We start from the raw sequence: 19,197 nt of genomic DNA on the forward strand, positions 1-19,197 counted from the left end.
CCGGGTCGGTCGTTCGAGCGGAGTGATGTGGTGGCACCAAAACGCTGTTCGGCAACCATTTGACTACCGTCGATGATTCGTCACTGCTCGAAGCGACTCGAGGAAATCGCGTTCACGGTTGAATCAATGCTGCGCAATGCGGGGAGCCACTTATGCGAACCGCGACGACGGCCGTCCGACCGCGTCGCCGAGTGGCGCGCCGGGGCGAGTGAGAAGCCACTCATGCACTGCTTGCTCGATCTCGGTTTCCGTCGCCTCGGGACGGTCTCGGCGGATCCGGGTGCGCTGCATACGCACACCGAACTCATACATCTCCAGAGCGAGACGCAAACGCTGAGCTGGTGTTCCTTCCGGCACTACACCAGCCTACTGCCCTTGGCTACTCGCCGTGGAATGCCCGAAGGCCCGTCCGTCTCTCGACGAACAGGCCTTCGGATGATCTCCGCGCCGGCTCAGGCGGTCTCGGTGATCGGCCGGTCGACCCAGCTCATCAGACCACGCAGCTTGGCGCCGGTGACCTCGATCGGGTGCTCGGCGTTCTGCTTGCGCAGCGCCTCCAGCTCCTTGTTGCCGCCCTCGACATTGGCCACAAGGCGCTTGACGAAGGTGCCGTCCTGAATGTCCTTGAGGATGGCCTGCATACGCTTCTTGGTGTCGGCGTCGATGACTCTCGGGCCGGACAGGTAGCCGCCGAACTCGGCGGTATCGGACACCGAGTAGTTCATCCGCGCGATGCCACCCTCGTACATCAGGTCGACGATCAGCTTGAGTTCGTGCAGTACCTCGAAGTAGGCCATCTCCGGGGCGTAACCGGCCTCGATCATGACCTCGAAACCGGTCTTGACCAGTTCCTCGGTGCCACCGCAGAGCACGGCCTGCTCACCGAACAGGTCGGTTTCGGTCTCCTCTTTGAAGGTGGTCTTGATGACGCCTGCGCGGGTGCCACCGATGGCCTTGGCGTAGGACAGCGCCAGCGCCTGGCCCTCGCCCTTCGGGTCCTGGTCCACGGCGATCAGCGCCGGAACACCCTTGCCGTCGACGAACTGGCGCCGGACCAGGTGTCCGGGGCCCTTCGGCGCGACCATACCGATGGTGACCTCGGCGGGCGGCTTGATCAGCCCGAAGTGGATGTTGAGGCCGTGGCCGAAGAACAGCGCGTCGCCGTCTTTCAGGTTCGGCTCGATGTCATTGGTGAAGATCGATGCCTGCGCGGTGTCGGGCGCCAGCACCATGATGACGTCGGCCCAAGCCGCGACCTCGGCCGGGGTGCCGACGGTCAGGCCCGCCTCTTCGGCCTTCGGCCGCGACTTCGAACCCGACGCGAGGCCGACGCGCACCTCGACACCGGAGTCGCGCAGGCTCAGCGAATGCGCATGGCCCTGGCTGCCGTAGCCGATGACAGCGACCTTGCGGCCCTGGATGATCGACAGATCGGCATTGTCGTCGTAGAACATCTCGACTGCCACTGTGTGGTTTCCTTCCGGAGTTATCCCGCGCGAGGCGGGGTACATCTCGCTCGCGCCGGTATTGTGTGAAATCGTCCTCGCCTCTGCGGGGACTTGGTCGTTCCCGCAGAGGCGGGAGGCCGGCACGCCGACCGTCGATCGCAGCCAGACTACGCGCGACCGCCGCTTGGCGAGCGGCCGCTGCGGCGTCTTCCGCGTCATCTGGCAGCGGTGATGGATTTCGGTCCACGCCCTACCGCGACGACACCGGACTGCACGATCTCCCGGATGCCGTAGGGCTCTAGCATCCGCAACAGCGCGTCGAGCTTGGACCTGGTTCCGGTCGCCTCGATGGTGAGCGCGTCCGGGAACACGTCGATGACCTTGGCGCGGAACAGCCCTACCGCCTCGATCACCTGAGTACGCACACTGGCATCGGCGCGTACCTTGACCAGGATCAGTTCGCGGGCCACCGAACTGTCGGAGTCCTGCTCCACGATCTTGATGACGTTCACCAGCTTGTTGAGCTGTTTGGTGACCTGCTCCAGCGGCAGGTCCTCGACGGTGACGACGATGGTCATACGCGAGACCTCCGGCAGCTCGGTGCCGCCGACCGCCAGTGATTCGATATTGAAGCCGCGACGGGAGAACAGCGCCGCGACCCTCGCCAGCACGCCCGGTTTGTCCTCGACGAGAACGCTGAGGGTGTGGGTGGTGCTCATCCGTTGTTCACCTTGTCCTGTTCTTGTGACACCGCTTCTTCTTGTGACATCGCAGCGTGGATGGCCGCGGGCTCATCGGCCTGCTCGTCCTCGTCGAACAGCGGGCGGATACCACGGGCTGCCATGATCTCGTCGTTGCTGGTGCCCGCGGCGACCATCGGCCACACCTGGGCGTCCTTGCCGACGATGAAGTCGATCACCACGGGGCGGTCTTTGATGGCCTGTGCCTCGCGGATGGCCGCCTCCACGTCCTCCTCGCGCTCGACGCGGATGCCGTGGCAGCCGAGGGCTTCGGCGAGCTTCACGAAATCGGGGATACGCAGGGTGTGCGTGCCGAGATCGGTGTTGGAGTAGCGCTCCTGGTAGAACAGGGTCTGCCACTGCCGGACCATGCCGAGATTGCCGTTGTTGATCAGCGCGACTTTGATCGGGACACCCTCGACCGCGCAGGTGGCCAGCTCCTGATTGGTCATCTGGAAGCAGCCGTCACCGTCGACCGCCCATACCTCTTTGTCCGGCGCGCCCATCTTGGCGCCCATGGCGGCGGGAACCGCGTAACCCATGGTGCCGAGGCCGCCGGAGTTGAGCCAGGTGCGTGGCTTCTCGTACTTGATGAACTGGGCGGCCCACATCTGGTGCTGCCCCACACCGGCACAGTAGATCGCATCGGGTCCGGCCAGCCTGCCGAGCGCCTCGATGACGAACTCCGGCGACAGCGAGCCATCCGAAGGCGGAGTCCAGCCCAGCGGATACGACGAGCGCACCCGGTCGAGGTAGGTCCACCATTCGCCCAGCGAAAGCAGCGGAGCGGTGCCTGTCGTCGGATCGGCCTTCAGCGTCTCGATGAGCTCGGCGATCACCTCGCGGCAGTCCCCGACGATAGGCACATCGGCGTGCCGGTTCTTGCCGATCTCGGCCGGGTCGATATCGGCGTGGATGACCTTGGCGCCTGGGGCGAAGGAGTCCAGCTGACCGGTGACGCGATCGTCGAAGCGGGCGCCGAGGGTGATCAGCAGGTCCGACTTCTGCAGCGCGGCCACCGCGCCGACAGTGCCGTGCATACCGGGCATCCCCATGTTCAGCTGGTGGCTGTCGGGGAACGCGCCCCGCGCCATCAGTGTAGTGACCACCGGGATACCGGTCAGTTCGGCCAGCTGCAGCAGTTCGGCCGAGGCATTGGCCTTGATCACGCCACCGCCGACATACAGGACCGGCGCTTTGGCTTCCATGATCATCCTGGCCGCCTCACGCACCTGCTTGCCATGCGGCTTGGTGACCGGGCGGTAGCCGGGCAACCGCATCTCGGGTGGCCAGCTGAAGGTGGTCTGCGCCTGCAACACGTCTTTGGGGATGTCGACGAGCACGGCGCCCGGCCTGCCTGAGGCGGCGAGATAGAACGCCTCCGCGATGATGCGCGGAATATCGACACCTTCGGTGATCAGGAAGTTGTGCTTGGTGATCGGCATGGTGATGCCGGAGATATCGGCTTCTTGGAACGCGTCGGTGCCGATCAAACCGCGGCCGACCTGACCGGTGATGGCCACGATCGGGACCGAGTCCATCTGCGCGTCGGCGATCGGGGTGACCAGGTTGGTCGCACCGGGGCCCGAAGTGGCCATGCACACCCCGACCTTGCCGGTGGCCTGTGCGTAACCCGTGGCCGCGTGGCCCGCGCCTTGCTCATGCCGGACCAGGACGTGGCGCACCTTGGCCGAATCGAACAGTGGGTCGTATACCGGAAGGATCGCACCGCCCGGAATACCGAATACGGTATCGACGCCGAGCTCCTCCAGCGAACGGATAACCGACTGCGCGCCGGTGACCCGCTCGGGCGGGACCGGGCGGCGGGCGGCCGCCGATATCGCATTGGCAGCGGGCGTAGCCTGCTGATTCACCGAAGGCGCAGGCTTGCGGGCCGAGGGCCCGGGCCGTGCGGTAGGTGCGCTCACCGTCTTCGTTCCTTACTGGTTGTCGTTCTGACCCCGGTTTTGTGCCTCGAGGCGCTGGGCCGGATAAGCCGGCCCCCGCATGCGGTGTCGTGCACTTCGCCATGCTGGACAGTAGTCCGAACATAAAAAATCCCCCGACAGCACAGGGCTGATCGAGGGTGGCGCGTCGCAACGCGAGCTGACGTATCCGACTCAGTGTGTCAGGCTCAACGCTGGACGCGCCGGCCGATTACGAGCAACTCGTTTCGATTCACGCGCACGACGTTAAGCGGAGGTGAACCGAAGAGTCAAATAGCTGACCCATTGCGTCCCATTATGTGGGACAGTGCGGTTGCTTGTGTCCGTGTACCAGGATGCGAGGATGGTGGTGTGTCATCACCGCATCAGTCCGTGCCACCCTCTGAATCGTCCCACATGTCCGCGCCGACGGCGGACACGGGTAGCGCATCGAATTCCCGTGTGATCCGCATCTCGCGGCTGTCCCTCCTCGGTGTGCTCATCCTGCTGTTGTGCGTGTTCTTCCCGTTCGTCGGCTGGCCCGCCGCACTGTGGTGGCTCCTGCTGATCCCGGTCGTGGTACTGGTCTGGATACTGCGGACGCAGACCACCGTCTCGGACGCCGGATTGGAGTTGCGGACGATGTTCGGCTCCCGTCGGCTGGACTGGACACAAATACGGGGCGTACGGATCCCGAAGCGCGGATACGTACGCGCCGACCTGACCGACGGTACGGAAGTCGCATTACCCGCGGTGAGCTACGACCGGCTGCGCGAGCTGGCGGCGGCGTCGGCGGGCCGGATCCCCGATCCGTTCGCGCAGCCGGAGGAATCACCCGCCGACCACAGCGATGCCGAGGAATCCACGGCGACCACCGAGGCGGCGAGCCCGAGCCCCGACAGTGAACCCCGAGACCACGGCGACCCTCAGCAGAATGGTTCGGGAAAATTCCCCACCGACACCGACGAGGGCACGCGGTAATCATCCAGTGCTCGACCACCACACCGGTGATTCCACCTGAACACGACACGACCGGCGCCGTACCGCCGAGTGCCGGATGGGCACATACACCGGCGGTATGCTGGTGTGGCATCGGATCATAGGATGATCTCGCCGGAGTAGCGATCCTGCTTCGTGCCCATCGCCCTCGACGATCCGGCATCTCCGGCAACCCCGGCACCACCCGCAGCGGCGGACCGAAATCCGGGCTCGACAGCGAGCGCCGCCCGTACCACCTGCTCCGACCGCCGGATGAGTACGCCAATCCACCGGGGTAACGTGTGGGTCCGCCGAGCACGCTCTGCGCCGTCGCACAGTCAGCCCCCCGCGACCCGAGGATCATCGAAATGCCACCGCTTCGTTCCCGAACCACCACCATCGGCCGCAATGCCGCAGGCGCCCGCGCGCTCTGGCGGGCCACCGGCATGACCGACACCGACTTCGGCAAGCCGATCGTCGCCATCGCGAACTCCTATACCCAGTTCGTGCCCGGCCACGTCCATCTGAAGGACGTCGGCGAGATCGTCGCCGACGCTGTGCGCGCCGCCGGCGGCGTACCACGCGAATTCCACACCATCGCCGTCGACGACGGCATCGCCATGGGGCACGGCGGCATGCTCTACTCGCTGCCCTCCAGGGAGATCATCGCCGACTCGGTCGAGTACATGGCGAACGCGCATACCGCCGACGCGCTGGTCTGCATCTCCAATTGCGACAAAATCACTCCCGGCATGCTGAACGCCGCTATGCGGCTGAACATTCCGGCGGTATTCGTCTCCGGCGGACCGATGGAAGCGGGCAAAGCCGTGGTCGTCGACGGCGTAGCGCACGCCCCGACCGACCTGGTCACGGCGATCTCCGCGAGCGCGAACCAGGCGGTGACGGACGAGGGCCTGTCCGAGGTCGAACGCTCCGCGTGCCCGACCTGCGGCTCGTGTTCCGGTATGTTCACCGCCAATTCGATGAACTGCCTGACCGAAGCACTCGGTCTGGCGCTGCCTGGCAACGGCTCCACGCTCGCGACGCATGCCGCCCGCAGGGCGCTGTTCGAAAAGGCGGGTGCCGTGATAGTCGATATCGCCAACCGCTGGTATCGCGAGGACGACGCCTCCGTACTGCCGAGGAACGTCGCCGACGCCAAGGCTTTCCGGAACGCGATGGCACTGGACGTCGCGATGGGCGGCTCGACCAATACCGTGCTGCACACGCTGGCCGCGGCACAGGAGGGTGAGATCGACTTCGATCTGCACACCATCGAAGAGATCAGCCGTAAGGTGCCCACCTTGTCGAAGGTCTCCCCCAACTCCGACTACCACATGGAAGATGTGCACCGCGCGGGTGGCATCCCCGCCATCCTCGGTGAACTGCGCCGCGCGGATCTGCTGGAGACCGATGTCACCACTGTGCACACCGCCTCCGTCGACGAATGGCTCGACACCTGGGATATCCGCTCCGGCAAGGCCTCCGAGGAAGCCATCGAACTCTTCCACGCGGCACCGGGTGGAGTGCGCACCACCGAACCGTTTTCCACCGACAATCGCTGGTCGGCGCTGGACACCGATGCCGAGAACGGCTGTATCCGGGATCTGGAGCACGCCTACACCGCAGAAGGAGGGCTGGTGGTCCTGCGGGGCAATATCGCGCCCGATGGCGCGGTACTGAAAACCGCTGGCATCGACGCGGAACTGTTCTCCTTCCAAGGGCCTGCCGTGGTGGTGGAGTCCCAGGAGGAGGCCGTGTCGATCATTCTCGGCAAGAAGATCAAGCCGGGCGATGTGATCGTGGTCCGCTACGAAGGCCCCGCAGGCGGCCCGGGCATGCAGGAGATGCTGCACCCCACCGCCTTCCTGAAGGGCGCAGGCCTCGGTAAACAGTGCGCGCTGATCACCGACGGCCGGTTCTCCGGCGGCACCTCGGGCTTGTCGATCGGGCATATCTCGCCCGAAGCCGCCGCAGGCGGTGTCATCGCCCTGGTGGAGAACGGCGACCAGATCCGCATCGATGTCGCCACCAGGACCCTCGAAGTCCTCCTCGACGACACCGTGCTCGCCGAACGCAGGACCAAGATGGAAGCCGCTGAACGCCCCTGGCAGCCGGTCGATCGGAAGCGACCGGTCACGACCGCTCTTCGCGCCTACGCCGCCATGGCGACCTCGGCCGATAAGGGCGCCGTCCGCCAGGTTCCATAACGCGGGCCCCGGGTGGCATTCGGCAGGTCCGCACAGGACTTGCCCGATGCCACCCGGCGACTGCTCAGTCGAAGGGGCCGATTCCGCTGAACGGGTTGCCCCCGTGTAGGTACCAATAGACGCCGACCGCGGCCGCGATGGCGAGCAGGAGAATCACGAAGGAACCGATGAAAGGCCGGGTGGCCCAGCCGCGATTCCTGTCGAAGGACCAGCGTCCCGGACCGATCAAGATGATGGCGACAGCGAGGCCCGCGAGCACACTCTCCAATTCGACCGCTCCTGGGCCCGCCTTGTACTGGAGCCCCGGCACCATGCCCTGCTTCCAGGCCCAAGCGTCCAGAACCACCGCCAGCACCGCGCCCGCGGCGAACGGGGTGCCGAGGCCGAGTACCAACAGGATGCCGCCACCGAGCTCACCGACGGTCACCAAGGTGGTGGACAGCGTCGGGTTGTCCCAGCCACCGTCGGCCAGCATATCGCGAGTGCCGTCGAGACCGGGGCCGTGGAACCACCCGGTGAGTTTCTGCAGGCCGTGATAGATGAATGTGCCGCCGAGCACCAAGCGCAGCAGAAAAAGACCGAAATCCACTGTGCCGCGCCGATTCTCGTCTTTACGTGGGGGTACCCGGACGCTGCCTTTCGGCAGGGTCGGTGCAGGTGGAATGCTGGCGTACTCATAGGTGGACGCGGGCTGGTCCGCCTCCGCCTGGCTGTCCTCGGCCCCGTTCGCCCCGGCATGCCGCGGGTCCGTCTTGTCCGCACCGACCACCGGGACGTCCGGATCGAGGCCGAGTTCCTCCTCGGTGCGTGGAATACCTTCGGCCTGTTCCGGCCGCCGGAATAGCTCCACACTGGGAAATTGTTCGGTCGGCCCATCGAACGGGCTACGTGCCCCTAGCCCGGTAGCCGACACCACCGACTGCTCGGCCGTGGACCGCGTGGAGTCCCTAACGTCCTCAGCGGCCATAGAATCCTCGGAATGCGAAAGTCCGGGTGCGTTATTCGGCTTGTCGGTCACGGCCACTACCCTAAGCCGCGCCTCATGACGACGACCGAGTACGCGGTACGGCGTGTCAATATGCGCGCAACACCTACCCGGACGGGGCGCGCGGGAAGGTATTTCCGTAACGTCTGAGCTATGAGTTTGGTTGTCGTTGGCCGCATCGCAGCGAGCGTGGCACTCGGCTCAGCCCTGCTGGCAGGCTGTGCCCGGTTCGACGATTCCGCGTCAAGCCCGTTCACTCCGGAACCGACCTGGCACGGGGCAAGCATCAAGCCGAAGAGCCCGGACGCACCACCCACCTCGACGACCCGGCCCAGCGGGCCGTGCATCGATCCCGACCCCGCCGTGGTAGCCACCTGCCTGGAGACTACCGGCGGCCTGGTCACCCTCGGCAACAGTGCGCTGGTGGCCGAGCGCAGGACCGGACGCATTCTCCAGGTCGTCCCGGAACAACCCCCGATCGAGATCGCCAAGCTGGACGTGGACGGCTCCACCGATGGCGGCCTGAGCGATATCGCGCTGTCACCCACATATCAGGAAGACGGCCTGCTGTACGCGTACATCACCACCGCGAGCGACAACCGGGTGGTCCGCATCGCCAAGGGCGGTCCGCCGAAGGATATTCTCACCGGAATCCCCAAAGGCGCCAGCGGAAACCGCGGCGCGATCGACTTCGTCTCACCCGACCGGATGCTGGTGCTGACCGGCAATGCGGGCAACCCCGCTGCCGCGGCCTCCTCGGGCTCGCTGGCGGGCAAACTGTTACGGATCGACTCACCAGCACCAGGACGCACGGCGGACCCGGAGATCGCAGTATCCGGAATCGGCACCGCCGGGGATGTCTGCCGTGGCGGCAAGGACAGCGTCTGGATCACCGACAGCACCGCCACCGAAGACCGGTTACAACATATCGGGGGCGATGGCACAGTCGTCACCGCGTGGACCTGGCCCGACCGACCAGGAGTCGCGGGCTGCACGGTGACCGCCGACGGCGTGGCCATCTCGCTGACCCGCGCGAAGGCCCTCGCCCTCGTGGCCGCCGACGCGAACACCCATACGGTCACCACGGCGCCGACACTGATGGCCCAGGACAAATACGGGCAACTCGGTGGTGCCGACGCCAGCGCCGACGGCACTGTCTGGGTGAGCACAGTGAATAAAACCGGAGGTCAGCCGGGACCGTTCGACGATCGTGTGGTGCGCATCCCGCCCCCGAGGGCCGGCGGCGGCAGCCTGGACTGAGCGACGGCTGGTGCTCACTCGCAGGCGGCGAGCACCAGTTCCCTTACCCGCGCCGCATCGGCCTGACCACGGGTCGCCTTCATGACGTCGCCCACGATCTTGCCCGCCGCCTGGACCTTGCCGGAGCGAATCTTGTCGGCGATATCGGGATTGGCGGCGAGCGCTTTGTCCACCTCGGCCCGCAAAGCGCCCTCGTCGCTGACCATACCGAGTCCCTTGGTCTCCACGATCTGCGCCGGATCGCCCGCACCGTCCAGAACGTGGTCGACGACCTGCTTGGCCACCTTGTTGTTGATCGTCTTCGCCTCGACCAGCTTGATCACCTCGGCGACCTGCCAAGGGGTGATCGACAGCTCGTCCAGCGGGATCTCGCGTTCCTTGGCCTTCTCGGTGAGGTAGGCGACCCACCAGGAGCGTGCCTCGTTGACCGGGGCGCCCGCGTCGACGGTGGCGATGACCAGATCCAGCGCACCCGCGTTGACCAGGTCGCGCATCACCTCATCGGACAGGCTCCACTCGGATTGGATACGCGCCCGGCGCAACCAAGGGTATTCGGGGATGGTGCCGCGCAACTGCTCGATCCATGCCGCATCGGGCGCGACCGGCTCGAGGTCGGGCTCGGGGAAGTAGCGGTAGTCCTCGGCGGTCTCCTTGCGCCTGCCCGGCGAGGTACTGCCGTCGGCCTCGTGGAAGTGCCTGGTCTCCTGCACGATCGCACCGCCGCCCATGAGCACCGCGGCCTGCCTGCGCATTTCATAACGCACCGCGACCTCGACACTACGCAGTGAGTTGACATTCTTGGTCTCGGTACGGGTGCCGAATTCGGTGGCTCCGATTGTCATCAGCGAAACATTGGCATCACAGCGCAGCGAGCCCTGCTCCATCTTCACGTCGGAGACCTCGAGGGATTTCAGCAGATCCCGCAGCGCGGTCACATAGGCCCTGGCCACCTCGGGCGCCCGCTCCCCGGCACCGGTGATCGGCTTGGTGACGATCTCGATCAGCGGCACACCGGCCCGGTTGTAGTCCAGCAGGGAATGGCTCGCACCGTGGATCCGGCCGGTCGCCCCGCCGATGTGCACCGATTTGCCGGTGTCCTCCTCCATATGCGCGCGCTCGATCTCCACCCGGAAGGTGCTGCCGTCGTCGAGCAGCACGTCCAGGTATCCGTTCGTGGCTATCGGCTCGTCGTACTGGCTGATCTGGTAGTTCTTCGGCTGGTCTGGATAGAAGTAGTTCTTGCGCGCGAACCGCCCCCACGGCGTGATCGAGCAGTTCAGTGCCAAACCGATCCGGACAGCCGACTCCACGGCTTTCTGGTTCACCACAGGAAGCGCGCCGGGCAAGCCGAGACATACCGGGCAGACCTGGGTGTTCGGCTCGGCGCCGAACTCGGTCGGGCAACCGCAGAACATCTTGGTCGCGGTGGAGAGCTCGACGTGAACCTCCATGCCGAGCACCGGCTCGAATCGGGCGATGACATCCGAGTAATCCATCAGGTCGACCGTGGGTGCGCTCATGGCCATCAGTCTAAGTAAGCGCTCTCGTAGTAACGCAGGGGCTCTCGCGGTGTGCGCTGCCGCGGCTAACGCACCGGGACCCGTTGGCGCAGCCAGCCGAGGACATAATCGAGCACCTCCGGCGCGATGGTCGTTTCGATAGCACTGTATTCACTGGGGTTGCCGGTCTCGCTCGGCTGCATCAGATGGTTGAGCCCGGGGAAAACATGCACGGTCGCGTCCGGAGCATCGGTGAGGAGATCGCGCATCGGTTGCTCGCTCTGCGCAGGCGGCACTTGCAGGTCCGTCGCACCGAAGAACGCGAGCACCGGAATCCGCAGGGCACGCAGTGCGGGCGCGGGATCGTAAGCGACCATGGCGGCCAGATACGGGTTGATCTGCGCGGCGATCTGATCGTCCGGCACCCGCTCTGCGGCCGGGAGGGACTGGTTCTGTTGCTCGGCCAGTTCCACCGCGGCGGCCAAATCACCTGTTTTCAACGGGGCGACCAGTTCGCTGGTCTGCCGCACCCGGGTAGCCACCTGCTCGGCGGGCATACCATTCGCGGTAGCGATCAGCCGGGTCTGTTCGATGAGCACATCCGCGCCTGGGACACCGGGCCCGGCCATCAGCACGGCGAACGCGACACCGCTGTCCGGGCGCGCGGCGACCAGCGGCGCGAGGTAGCCACCTTCGCTGTGGCCGAACAACCCGATCCGGTCCGGGTCGATATCGGATCGCGCGCGGAGGAAACGGATGCCTGCGGCGGCATCCTCGGCGAGGTCGGTGTAGGTCGCGTCCTCCAGCGTTCCGGTGGTGCCGCCGACACTGCGGTCGTCGGTACGCAGCACGGCGTAGCCCGCTCGGGTGAAGGTGTCGGCCAGCAACAAGAAGGGCTTATGGCCCATGAGCTCCTCGTTGCGGTCCTGCGGACCACTTCCGCTGATCAGCAGGATGGCGGGAAACGGCCCCGCGCCGCGCGGCTCGGTCAGCGTACCCGCGATGGTGATGTCACCGTTGTGATAGGTGACGTTCTCGGACTTGTAGGGAAACGGCGGCTTCGGCTCTTGGGGACGGGCCGGGCCTTCGACCACTCCTCGCTGCATGGTCAGCGGGAAAGTCTGACCGGACTGGGTGAAATCCCCCGTGATCCGGTCGGTTTCCGAGTCGTATCTGCCCAGGAACATGGGTTCGCCGGGGATACCGGGAATCGCGAACGACACCCGGTCGCGCTCGGAGCTGACATCCTTCAGCCGCGTGTCCCGTATTCCTTGCAGGGGAATGTCGATGGTGGCCGTCCCATCGCCGTGGAAACTCACCCCTATCTGGAGCGGTTGCGTGGGCACCTCGATGGCACCGTGCCAGTCACCGCTGATCGGCTCGGCAGGATCCGCCTCAGCGCATCCGGTAGCGAGAACTCCAATCATGAATAAAGCCAATACAATTCGCCACCGGACACGCATACGATTCACGGTAGCACTCTGGCGATTCGGTGACTCGAATCCGACGTATTCAGCCGAAGAACGCCTCCGCCTCACGATAACGTTCCTCGGGCACCCGTTTGAGCTGCTTGGTAGCTTCCGACAGCGGGACGAGCTCGATGGCGGTACCGTGCAACGCGACCATCTGGCCGAATCGGCCCGCGTGTACCGCCTCGGCGGCATGCAAGCCGAAACGGGTGGCCAGCACCCGGTCGTAGGGTGTCGGGATACCACCGCGCTGCACATGACCGAGCACAGTGGTGCGGACCTCCTTGCCGATGCGCCGTTCGATCTCAACACCGAGTTGCTGTGCGACGCCGGTGAACCGCTCGTGGCCGAATTCATCGATACCGCCCTCGCGCAACGCGAATCCACGATCCGGCGCCGGATGCGATCCCTCCGCGACGACACAGATGAAATGCTTGTCACCACGCTGAAAGCGCCGCTTGATCATGGTGCACACCTCGTCCACATCGAACGGGACTTCCGGAACCAGAGTCAGATGCGCGCCAGCGGCCACACCCGCGTTGATCGCGATCCAGCCCGCGTGCCTGCCCATCACCTCGACCAGCATGACGCGCTGGTGTGATTCGGCGGTGGTGTGCAACCGGTCGATCGCCTCACTGGCGATACTCAGCGCAGTATCGTGGCCGAAGGTGACATCGGTGCAATCGATATCGTTGTCGATCGTCTTCGGCACACCGACTACCGGAACGCCCTCGTCGGACAGCCAGCTCGCCGCGGTGAGCGTGCCCTCGCCGCCGATCGGGATGAGCGCTTCGATACCGTTGTCGTCCAGGGTCTGCTTGATCCGGCCGAGGCCTGCGCGTAGCACGTCGGGATTGGTGCGCGCGGTACCGAGGATGGTGCCGCCCTTGGCCAGCAGGCGGTCGGTGCGATCATCGTTGTGGATCCGGATCTTCCGGTCCTCCAGCAGGCCGCGCCAGCCGTCCTCGAAACCGACGATCGCGTCTCCGTAGCGGCCGTTCGCGGTGCGGACGATGGCCCGGATAACCGCGTTCAGGCCTGGGCAGTCACCGCCTCCGGTCAAGACTCCGATGCGCATGGCCGCTATCTTGCCCTCCACGGTCGATCTCGGCAGCCCCGACCCGGTGAACGCTGGGTAACAGTGCCAGGGACAGCTGTTCTCATCCGGCCGGGCAGCGCCCGCCGGACAGCTCATCCGCATGTTCGGCGACCACCGCGGCCAGTGTATTCAGGATCTTCATGCCGTCGTTGAATACCCCGGAATCCGGCCGCACCGCCATCGCGATCGCGATCTGCCCCGAAGGAACGGTGATGATCCCGAACTGCCGCACCAGGTAATCGCCTCTGGTGTCGGGTCCCCAACCACCCTTGAACAGGGCTCCGTCGAACTCGGCGAGACCCCAGCGCTGACGGGATATGACCTGTTCCATCAACTCGGTGACCTGTCCGGACTGCTGCAGGCAGGGCAACCGCGAGGCGAATCGCGCTTGATCGACCAGCGACCAGTCGGCCTGCCCGAAGGCCGAATACTCGGAACGAGAACGGGCAGCGGGTACCACGGTGGTGTTGTCCCCACCTTCGCGCAGCACCGCTTGTACTGCCTGCGCCGCCGCCTCACCACCACCGAGTGACTGCCAGAGCACATCGGCGGCGGTATTGTCCGAGGCGGTGATCGCCGACGATACGGTGTAGTTCGAGATACTCGAACTCTGGCGTAGCGCGGCGATGGCCAACGGCACCTTCATCGTCGACCACGCAGGTCCGCTGGTCCAGTCACCGAAGGTCACCGCCTGCTCGCCGCCGACCGGCATGATCGCCATACCGAGCTGCCCGGATACATTGGCCGCCAGCTCCGCATAACTGGCTGCCAATGTACCCGGCACGATGATGGACAGGCCTTGTTGATCGGTGCGCGGCTCGGCTGCGGTGACTTCCGCCGTACTCGGCACCGTTTCCAGCGCGCGGTCGGCCCCGCAGCCGGAGACCAGCAGGGCGATGGCCGCCGCACAACCCAGGATATTTCGAGCTCTACGAAATCGGTCAGCAGACATACTTCGATACATTCCTCGTTGCGAATTCCGCCCGGCTTTCGTGTCGGCAGGGCGTCCCGACACGGTACTGGGGCTTCGGGCCGATCGCCCACCTCGACCGGATGCGGGCAGCGGCGATCACGGGATACCGCTGCCCGACAAAACCGCTGCATTGTCTACGCCATACGTCAATAGACGTACACCACCGCATTGTTGCCGCCGGTACAGATAACGAGCTGATCTTCGGTCCGGCATTTCATCGTGTAGGTCTGGCCGGTGACCGGACTGGTCGCGACCACCGTGCGTGGTGCGTTACCGGCCGTATTCGGTGGCTCGGCGCTATCGGCATAGGCCCGGCGTACCGCTTCTGCGAACGGACAGCTGGTCACGGTGGTACCGGCGGCAGAACGGCTGAAGCCCCCTGCGGCCGCCCCGCCCTGCCCGCAGGGTGTGGCACCCACGGGCAGGGTGACCGCTGGTGGCTCGACCGGAGGGGGTGCATCGGGCGTAGTGGGTGAACCTGCCGGAGGCATTGTCCGGAGGCGAGGGCGTGTTGTCGGCACCGCCCCCTCCGACATCGGTTCAGCGGAGGTCGTCTCCGCCGAACCGGAGCCGAAGGTCTGCCAGACGATCGCGCCGCCGACGGTCAACGCGACGATGGCGAGCACAGCGACCATGATGGGCAGTGCGATGGAGCGTCCGGTGCGGGACGGTGGGGGCGGCATCTCGTCATAGCCGTACTCGGGATGGCCGTACTCCGGATAGCCGGACCGGGCCGGATAACCGTCGTACTGCTCGTGCTCCTGAACCGGATAACCGGACCGCGGTACCTGGTAGCCGACCGGGCCCGGCGGATAACCGTGATCCGGAGCGTACGTCGGCGCCGCGGAATCGGTGTAGTTCTGCGGATACGCCGGTGCCGGATATCCCTGTGCCCGCGCAGCCGCCGAGTCCAGGTATGCCTGGGTTTCCGGATACAGATGCGCGTCGGGGAATGGGCGCATCGGCGGTAGTCCCGCCGCGGACGGCTGCGACGGGCGCGGGCCCTCTGGCTCATTCGCGGGCTGGAGTGGGGTGAACTGGGTTTCCGTCGGACGGACCACGGTGGCCTCGCTCGGGCGGATCACCGCGGGAATCGACAGCTCTCCCGTGGATTCCGCCGCGACAGCCGCGCCGCGGACGACCGGCCCACCGGAAGTCGGGGGCCGGTCGGGCGCGCGCACCACGAGAGTCGGCTCAGCGGGTGATACCGGAGTCAGCGCGGCGCGCGCGGCCCTGGCCAGTGCGGTCGCGGTCGGGAAGCGGTCGGCCGGATCCTTGGCCATACCGCGGATGACGACCTCGTCCAACGCAGGAGGAATACCGTCCGCACCGGCACTCGGGCGTGGCGGCGGATCGGTCAGATGCGCCTTGATCAGTACGCTCATACTGGCCGAGGGGAACGGGGTCGCTCCGGTCAGACATTCGTGTAATACGCAGGCCAGCGAGTACACGTCGGCACGGCCGGTCACCGGCCCGGTATCGAAGCGCTCCGGGGCCATATAGATATAGGAGCCGATGGCCATGCCGACCAGGGTCACGGCACTGTCACCCTCGGTATGCGCGATTCCGAAATCGGCGAGATACGCGAAATCCGCATCCGTGACCAGGATGTTCGCCGGCTTCACATCCCGGTGCACCAGATCGGCCCGATGTGCGGCATCCAGCGCGGCAGCGATCTGTTCGATGATGCCGACCGCGCGCGCCGGGCTCAGTGGTCCCTGGCTACGCAGCAGCGTACGCAAATCGACACCGCGCACCAGTCGCATATCGATGAACAGCACACCGTCGATCACGCCCCAATCGTGGATCGGGATAACGTGCGGATCGGCCAGCCGGGCCGCGGCCTGCGACTCGCGCCGGAAACGTACCTGGTAGATCGGGTCCTGGGCGAATTCGTCCGGCAGCAGTTTGACCGCGACCATCCGGTCTTTCACCGTGTCGTACGCCTCGTATACCTCCCCCATCCCCCCTTTGCCCAGCAAGGACCGCAGTTCGTACGGCCCGAACCGCGTTCCGGTCCTCGGCCCAGTTCCCTCCTGCACCCCGTTATCCTCCACATCCCAGGCGGGGAGCACACCGAGCTCGCGCGGTACGCAACCGGAGCCTGCCCGTCACAGCGTGGATTCTCCTGGTACCACTACCCCCTGGTCAAACGCGAACACGATAGCCGCGGCGCGATCCCGTAACCCGAGCTTGCTGAAGATCCGTCCGATATGGCTTTTCACCGTCACCTCCGAGACACCGAGCTCATGAGCTATTTCCGAATTCACCCGGCCGCGCCCGATCAATTCGAGCACCTGGTACTCGCGGGCGGTCAGTTCGGATAACCGGGTATCGGAGCCGGTACGGGCCGGGCGCACCGTGCGGTAGGCCGACAGCACGCGACCGGTGACCGCCGGGTCGAGCCACGCTCCGCCACAGGCGACCGTTCGCACCGCGCGGATGAGGTCCTCGGCGGGGGCGTCTTTGAGGATGAACCCGGCGGCTCCTGCCCGCAGCGCACCGGAAAGGAGCTGGTCGTCGTCGAAAGTGGTGAGCACAAGGACCGGCGGGGCCCCGCCGACCGCCCGCAGCATCCGGGTCGCGTCGATACCGCCGACGCGCTTCATGCGCAGATCCATCAGCACCACATGGGGACGGAACTCTGCTACCGCGGCGGGCACCTCGTCACCATCGGCGCATTCGGTCACCACGAATCCATCCCGTCGACGCAGGATACGGCGTAAGCCACCACGTACGAGTTCCTGATCGTCCACGACAAGGACGGTCACGGTGTCGGTACCGCTGCCCGGCGATGACGCGGTCATATTCCCTCCGGTGCCTGCGCGGCTCCGGCCAATGGGCGTGACCAGCCACCCCGGTCGGGGATAAGCGGAATGCTCGCCCGGACCGACCATCCGGAGCCGGACGGGCCGCTGGTCATCCGGCCACCGAGCAACTCGGCACGCTGTCGCATACCGGAAATGCCCATCCCCGTACCGCGCTGTGCGGGTAGCCCGACGGGCAGGGGGTTGTCCACAGTCAGCGTCACCACAGCCGTGTCCACTACCAGCCGGACACTCGCGGACGCACCGTGCGCGTGTTTGACGACATTCGCCAGCGACTCCTGCCCGATCCGGTACAGCGCGAGCCCGAGCGCGGGCGACACCGCGGCGAAGTCACCCTCGCATGTCCAGTGCACGTCCAGCCCGGCTCGGACGAAGTCGCCGACCAAATCCTCGATGTCTTCCACCCCCGGCTCCGGAACAGACGTGGACCGCCGCGCGTCGAGTAGGCCGACCGTGCGGCGGATATCAGCCATTGCCTGTCTACCGAGTCGCTCGGCATCGGTCAACGCCGCCACCGCCTCGTCCACATCACGGTCGGTCTGCAGGGTGTGCCGCGCCGCGGTCAGATGCAGCAATGTGACACTCAACGAGTGCGCGATCACGTCATGCACCTCCCGCGCGATCCGACGGCGCTCCTCATCGGCGGCCTGTAGCGCGCGCACCTCCTGATACTCACGTTCCCGGTAGAGGAAGCGGCGCTGATATTGCAGCATCAGCCCCGCCATCCAGCCGAATACGATGCCGACCGAGTACATCGCCAGTCCCTTGGGCGCCTGACCGACCACGGCGAACACGACCAGTTGCAGTAGCATCGCCGCCGTGAGCGGAATGCTCACCCGCTTCGACGCGAGCGCCCCGACCACACCCGCGGCGAACACCAGCAGAAACGGCGCGAAGTCGATATCGACAGGTTGCGCGAGGAACAACGTCTCCGATGCCATGGCCAGCAGTCCGAGCAGCAGCGGGCGCGGCAGAATGGTGAAGAACGCGTACAGCGGACCGGAAACATACGTCAGCAGCACCGCGATGAACGGAAGCACGGTCGGGAAGTAGCTGTAGCGCTGCACCGCGGCCGCGGTCGCGATCGCGACCACGGCCAGATAGGCGCTCATGACGACCGACAGCGGGTAATCGAACGGCAACTGCTCGGCATTGCGCCGCACCGCCGCAACCGAATCGCGCCAATAACCGAGGCCGCGCTGCCGCACCCGCGACAACCGCACCAGCGACAGCACAGCGCGAACGCGCCCGAGCCGCCGCGGCCCCGGTTCCGCGACCCCGATCACACCCATTCTGTCAGGCTAATCGCCGCGCGGGCAGCGGCGCATCACCCTGCGATGGGGCTATTGCTCCTACCGTGGTAGGAGCCGTATTCCGGTCCCTGGCACGAAGGCGATCCGGCTGTTGCCTCGGTAGCATGAGCACTAGTTCTCTGCGGAAGGCAGTCATGTCCCAAGCGGATCCACACGCTCACACCGACAGCACCCCGGCCGGGCCCACCGGCACGAGGATCGACCCGGCTGATCCCGATCTCTTCCCCGGGATCTCCGGTACGGGCAGGCCTGTCGGTGGCGTGAAGGGATTGCTGCGCTATCGCTGGAACATCCATTTCGACGCGGAACTCGACCAGAAGCTCACCATGGCCGAGGTCTACCGAGCGCAGACCACGCGGCAACCGATACTGCGCGGGGTGCCCGGCGCATAGCGTCGCCGCCACCACGCGCCGGAGATCAGCGCTCGATAGCACGGATTCGGGTCGAGACCGAACAGCGGACGAATGGCC

At 65.9% G+C, this 19,197-nt stretch carries 16 protein-coding genes; 4 read left to right on the plus strand and 12 right to left on the minus strand.

What is annotated here, in order from left to right:
- Positions 1 to 150: 150 nt before the first annotated feature.
- The 4 genes from ACL02S_RS13400 to ACL02S_RS13415 form a co-directional block, all read right to left on the minus strand.
- On the minus strand, positions 151 to 357 hold the full coding sequence (locus tag ACL02S_RS13400) for a hypothetical protein (RefSeq protein ID WP_412802690.1): 207 nt from the start codon (positions 355 to 357) through the stop codon (positions 151 to 153).
- Between the two features lie 95 nt (positions 358 to 452).
- The gene (ilvC, locus tag ACL02S_RS13405; protein ID WP_412802807.1) at positions 453 to 1,454 is read right to left on the minus strand and encodes a ketol-acid reductoisomerase; all 1,002 of its coding nucleotides are present in this window, start codon (positions 1,452 to 1,454) and stop codon (positions 453 to 455) included.
- A gap of 209 nt (positions 1,455 to 1,663) precedes the next feature.
- Positions 1,664 to 2,167 (minus strand): acetolactate synthase small subunit, encoded by a 504-nt coding sequence (gene ilvN / locus ACL02S_RS13410; protein ID WP_412802691.1) that lies wholly within the window; start codon positions 2,165 to 2,167, stop codon positions 1,664 to 1,666.
- A complete protein-coding gene (locus ACL02S_RS13415; RefSeq protein ID WP_412802692.1) occupies positions 2,164 to 4,116 on the minus strand; it encodes an acetolactate synthase large subunit in 1,953 nt (650 codons plus the stop codon). The genes ilvN and ACL02S_RS13415 overlap by 4 nt, the downstream gene beginning before the upstream one ends.
- A gap of 459 nt (positions 4,117 to 4,575) precedes the next feature.
- Here ACL02S_RS13415 and ACL02S_RS13420 point away from each other — a divergent pair, with 459 nt between their 5' ends.
- Together ACL02S_RS13420 and ilvD are read left to right on the plus strand one after the other, a co-directional pair.
- On the plus strand, positions 4,576 to 5,094 hold the full coding sequence (locus ACL02S_RS13420; RefSeq protein WP_412802693.1) for a PH domain-containing protein: 519 nt from the start codon (positions 4,576 to 4,578) through the stop codon (positions 5,092 to 5,094).
- Between the two features lie 365 nt (positions 5,095 to 5,459).
- Positions 5,460 to 7,301 carry a dihydroxy-acid dehydratase gene (gene ilvD, locus ACL02S_RS13425; protein WP_412802694.1) on the plus strand — a complete coding sequence of 614 codons (1,842 nt, stop codon included), beginning with the start codon at positions 5,460 to 5,462 and terminating at the stop codon, positions 7,299 to 7,301.
- A gap of 64 nt (positions 7,302 to 7,365) precedes the next feature.
- On the opposite strand, the gene ACL02S_RS13430 is transcribed toward ilvD, so the two are convergent.
- Complete coding sequence (locus ACL02S_RS13430) at positions 7,366 to 8,151, minus strand: DoxX family protein (protein WP_412802695.1); 786 nt, start codon at positions 8,149 to 8,151, stop codon at positions 7,366 to 7,368.
- A gap of 288 nt (positions 8,152 to 8,439) precedes the next feature.
- Here ACL02S_RS13430 and ACL02S_RS13435 point away from each other — a divergent pair, with 288 nt between their 5' ends.
- On the plus strand, positions 8,440 to 9,546 hold the full coding sequence (locus ACL02S_RS13435; RefSeq protein ID WP_412802696.1) for a PQQ-dependent sugar dehydrogenase: 1,107 nt from the start codon (positions 8,440 to 8,442) through the stop codon (positions 9,544 to 9,546).
- Between the two features lie 14 nt (positions 9,547 to 9,560).
- On the opposite strand, the gene gatB is transcribed toward ACL02S_RS13435, so the two are convergent.
- The 7 genes from gatB to ACL02S_RS13470 all read right to left on the minus strand — a co-directional run bounded on the left by gatB (position 9,561) and on the right by ACL02S_RS13470 (position 18,706).
- Positions 9,561 to 11,072, minus strand: coding sequence for an Asp-tRNA(Asn)/Glu-tRNA(Gln) amidotransferase subunit GatB (gene gatB / locus ACL02S_RS13440; RefSeq protein ID WP_412802697.1), 1,512 nt, complete (start codon positions 11,070 to 11,072; stop codon positions 9,561 to 9,563).
- A 59-nt stretch (positions 11,073 to 11,131) separates the two neighbouring features.
- A complete protein-coding gene (locus ACL02S_RS13445) occupies positions 11,132 to 12,472 on the minus strand; it encodes an alpha/beta hydrolase family protein (RefSeq protein ID WP_412802698.1) in 1,341 nt (446 codons plus the stop codon).
- Positions 12,473 to 12,557: 85 nt separating this feature from the next.
- The gene (locus ACL02S_RS13450; RefSeq protein ID WP_412802699.1) at positions 12,558 to 13,592 is read right to left on the minus strand and encodes an ATP-dependent 6-phosphofructokinase; all 1,035 of its coding nucleotides are present in this window, start codon (positions 13,590 to 13,592) and stop codon (positions 12,558 to 12,560) included.
- 82 nt (positions 13,593 to 13,674) lie between these two features.
- Positions 13,675 to 14,565: a serine hydrolase gene (locus ACL02S_RS13455; RefSeq protein ID WP_412802700.1), complete on the minus strand. Its 891-nt coding sequence runs from the start codon at positions 14,563 to 14,565 to the stop codon at positions 13,675 to 13,677.
- 167 nt (positions 14,566 to 14,732) lie between these two features.
- Positions 14,733 to 16,628 (minus strand): protein kinase domain-containing protein, encoded by a 1,896-nt coding sequence (locus ACL02S_RS13460; protein ID WP_412802701.1) that lies wholly within the window; start codon positions 16,626 to 16,628, stop codon positions 14,733 to 14,735.
- A gap of 69 nt (positions 16,629 to 16,697) precedes the next feature.
- Positions 16,698 to 17,393 carry a response regulator gene (locus ACL02S_RS13465; RefSeq protein WP_412802702.1) on the minus strand — a complete coding sequence of 232 codons (696 nt, stop codon included), beginning with the start codon at positions 17,391 to 17,393 and terminating at the stop codon, positions 16,698 to 16,700.
- The gene (locus ACL02S_RS13470) at positions 17,390 to 18,706 is read right to left on the minus strand and encodes a sensor histidine kinase (RefSeq protein ID WP_412802703.1); all 1,317 of its coding nucleotides are present in this window, start codon (positions 18,704 to 18,706) and stop codon (positions 17,390 to 17,392) included. The genes ACL02S_RS13465 and ACL02S_RS13470 overlap by 4 nt, the downstream gene beginning before the upstream one ends.
- 125 nt (positions 18,707 to 18,831) lie before the next feature.
- Here ACL02S_RS13470 and ACL02S_RS13475 point away from each other — a divergent pair, with 125 nt between their 5' ends.
- Positions 18,832 to 19,119, plus strand: coding sequence for a hypothetical protein (locus ACL02S_RS13475; protein ID WP_412802704.1), 288 nt, complete (start codon positions 18,832 to 18,834; stop codon positions 19,117 to 19,119).
- Positions 19,120 to 19,197: the final 78 nt, after the last annotated feature.

The sequence above is a fragment of the Nocardia spongicola genome, from assembly GCF_047200775.1.
Lineage (GTDB): Bacteria > Actinomycetota > Actinomycetes > Mycobacteriales > Mycobacteriaceae > Nocardia.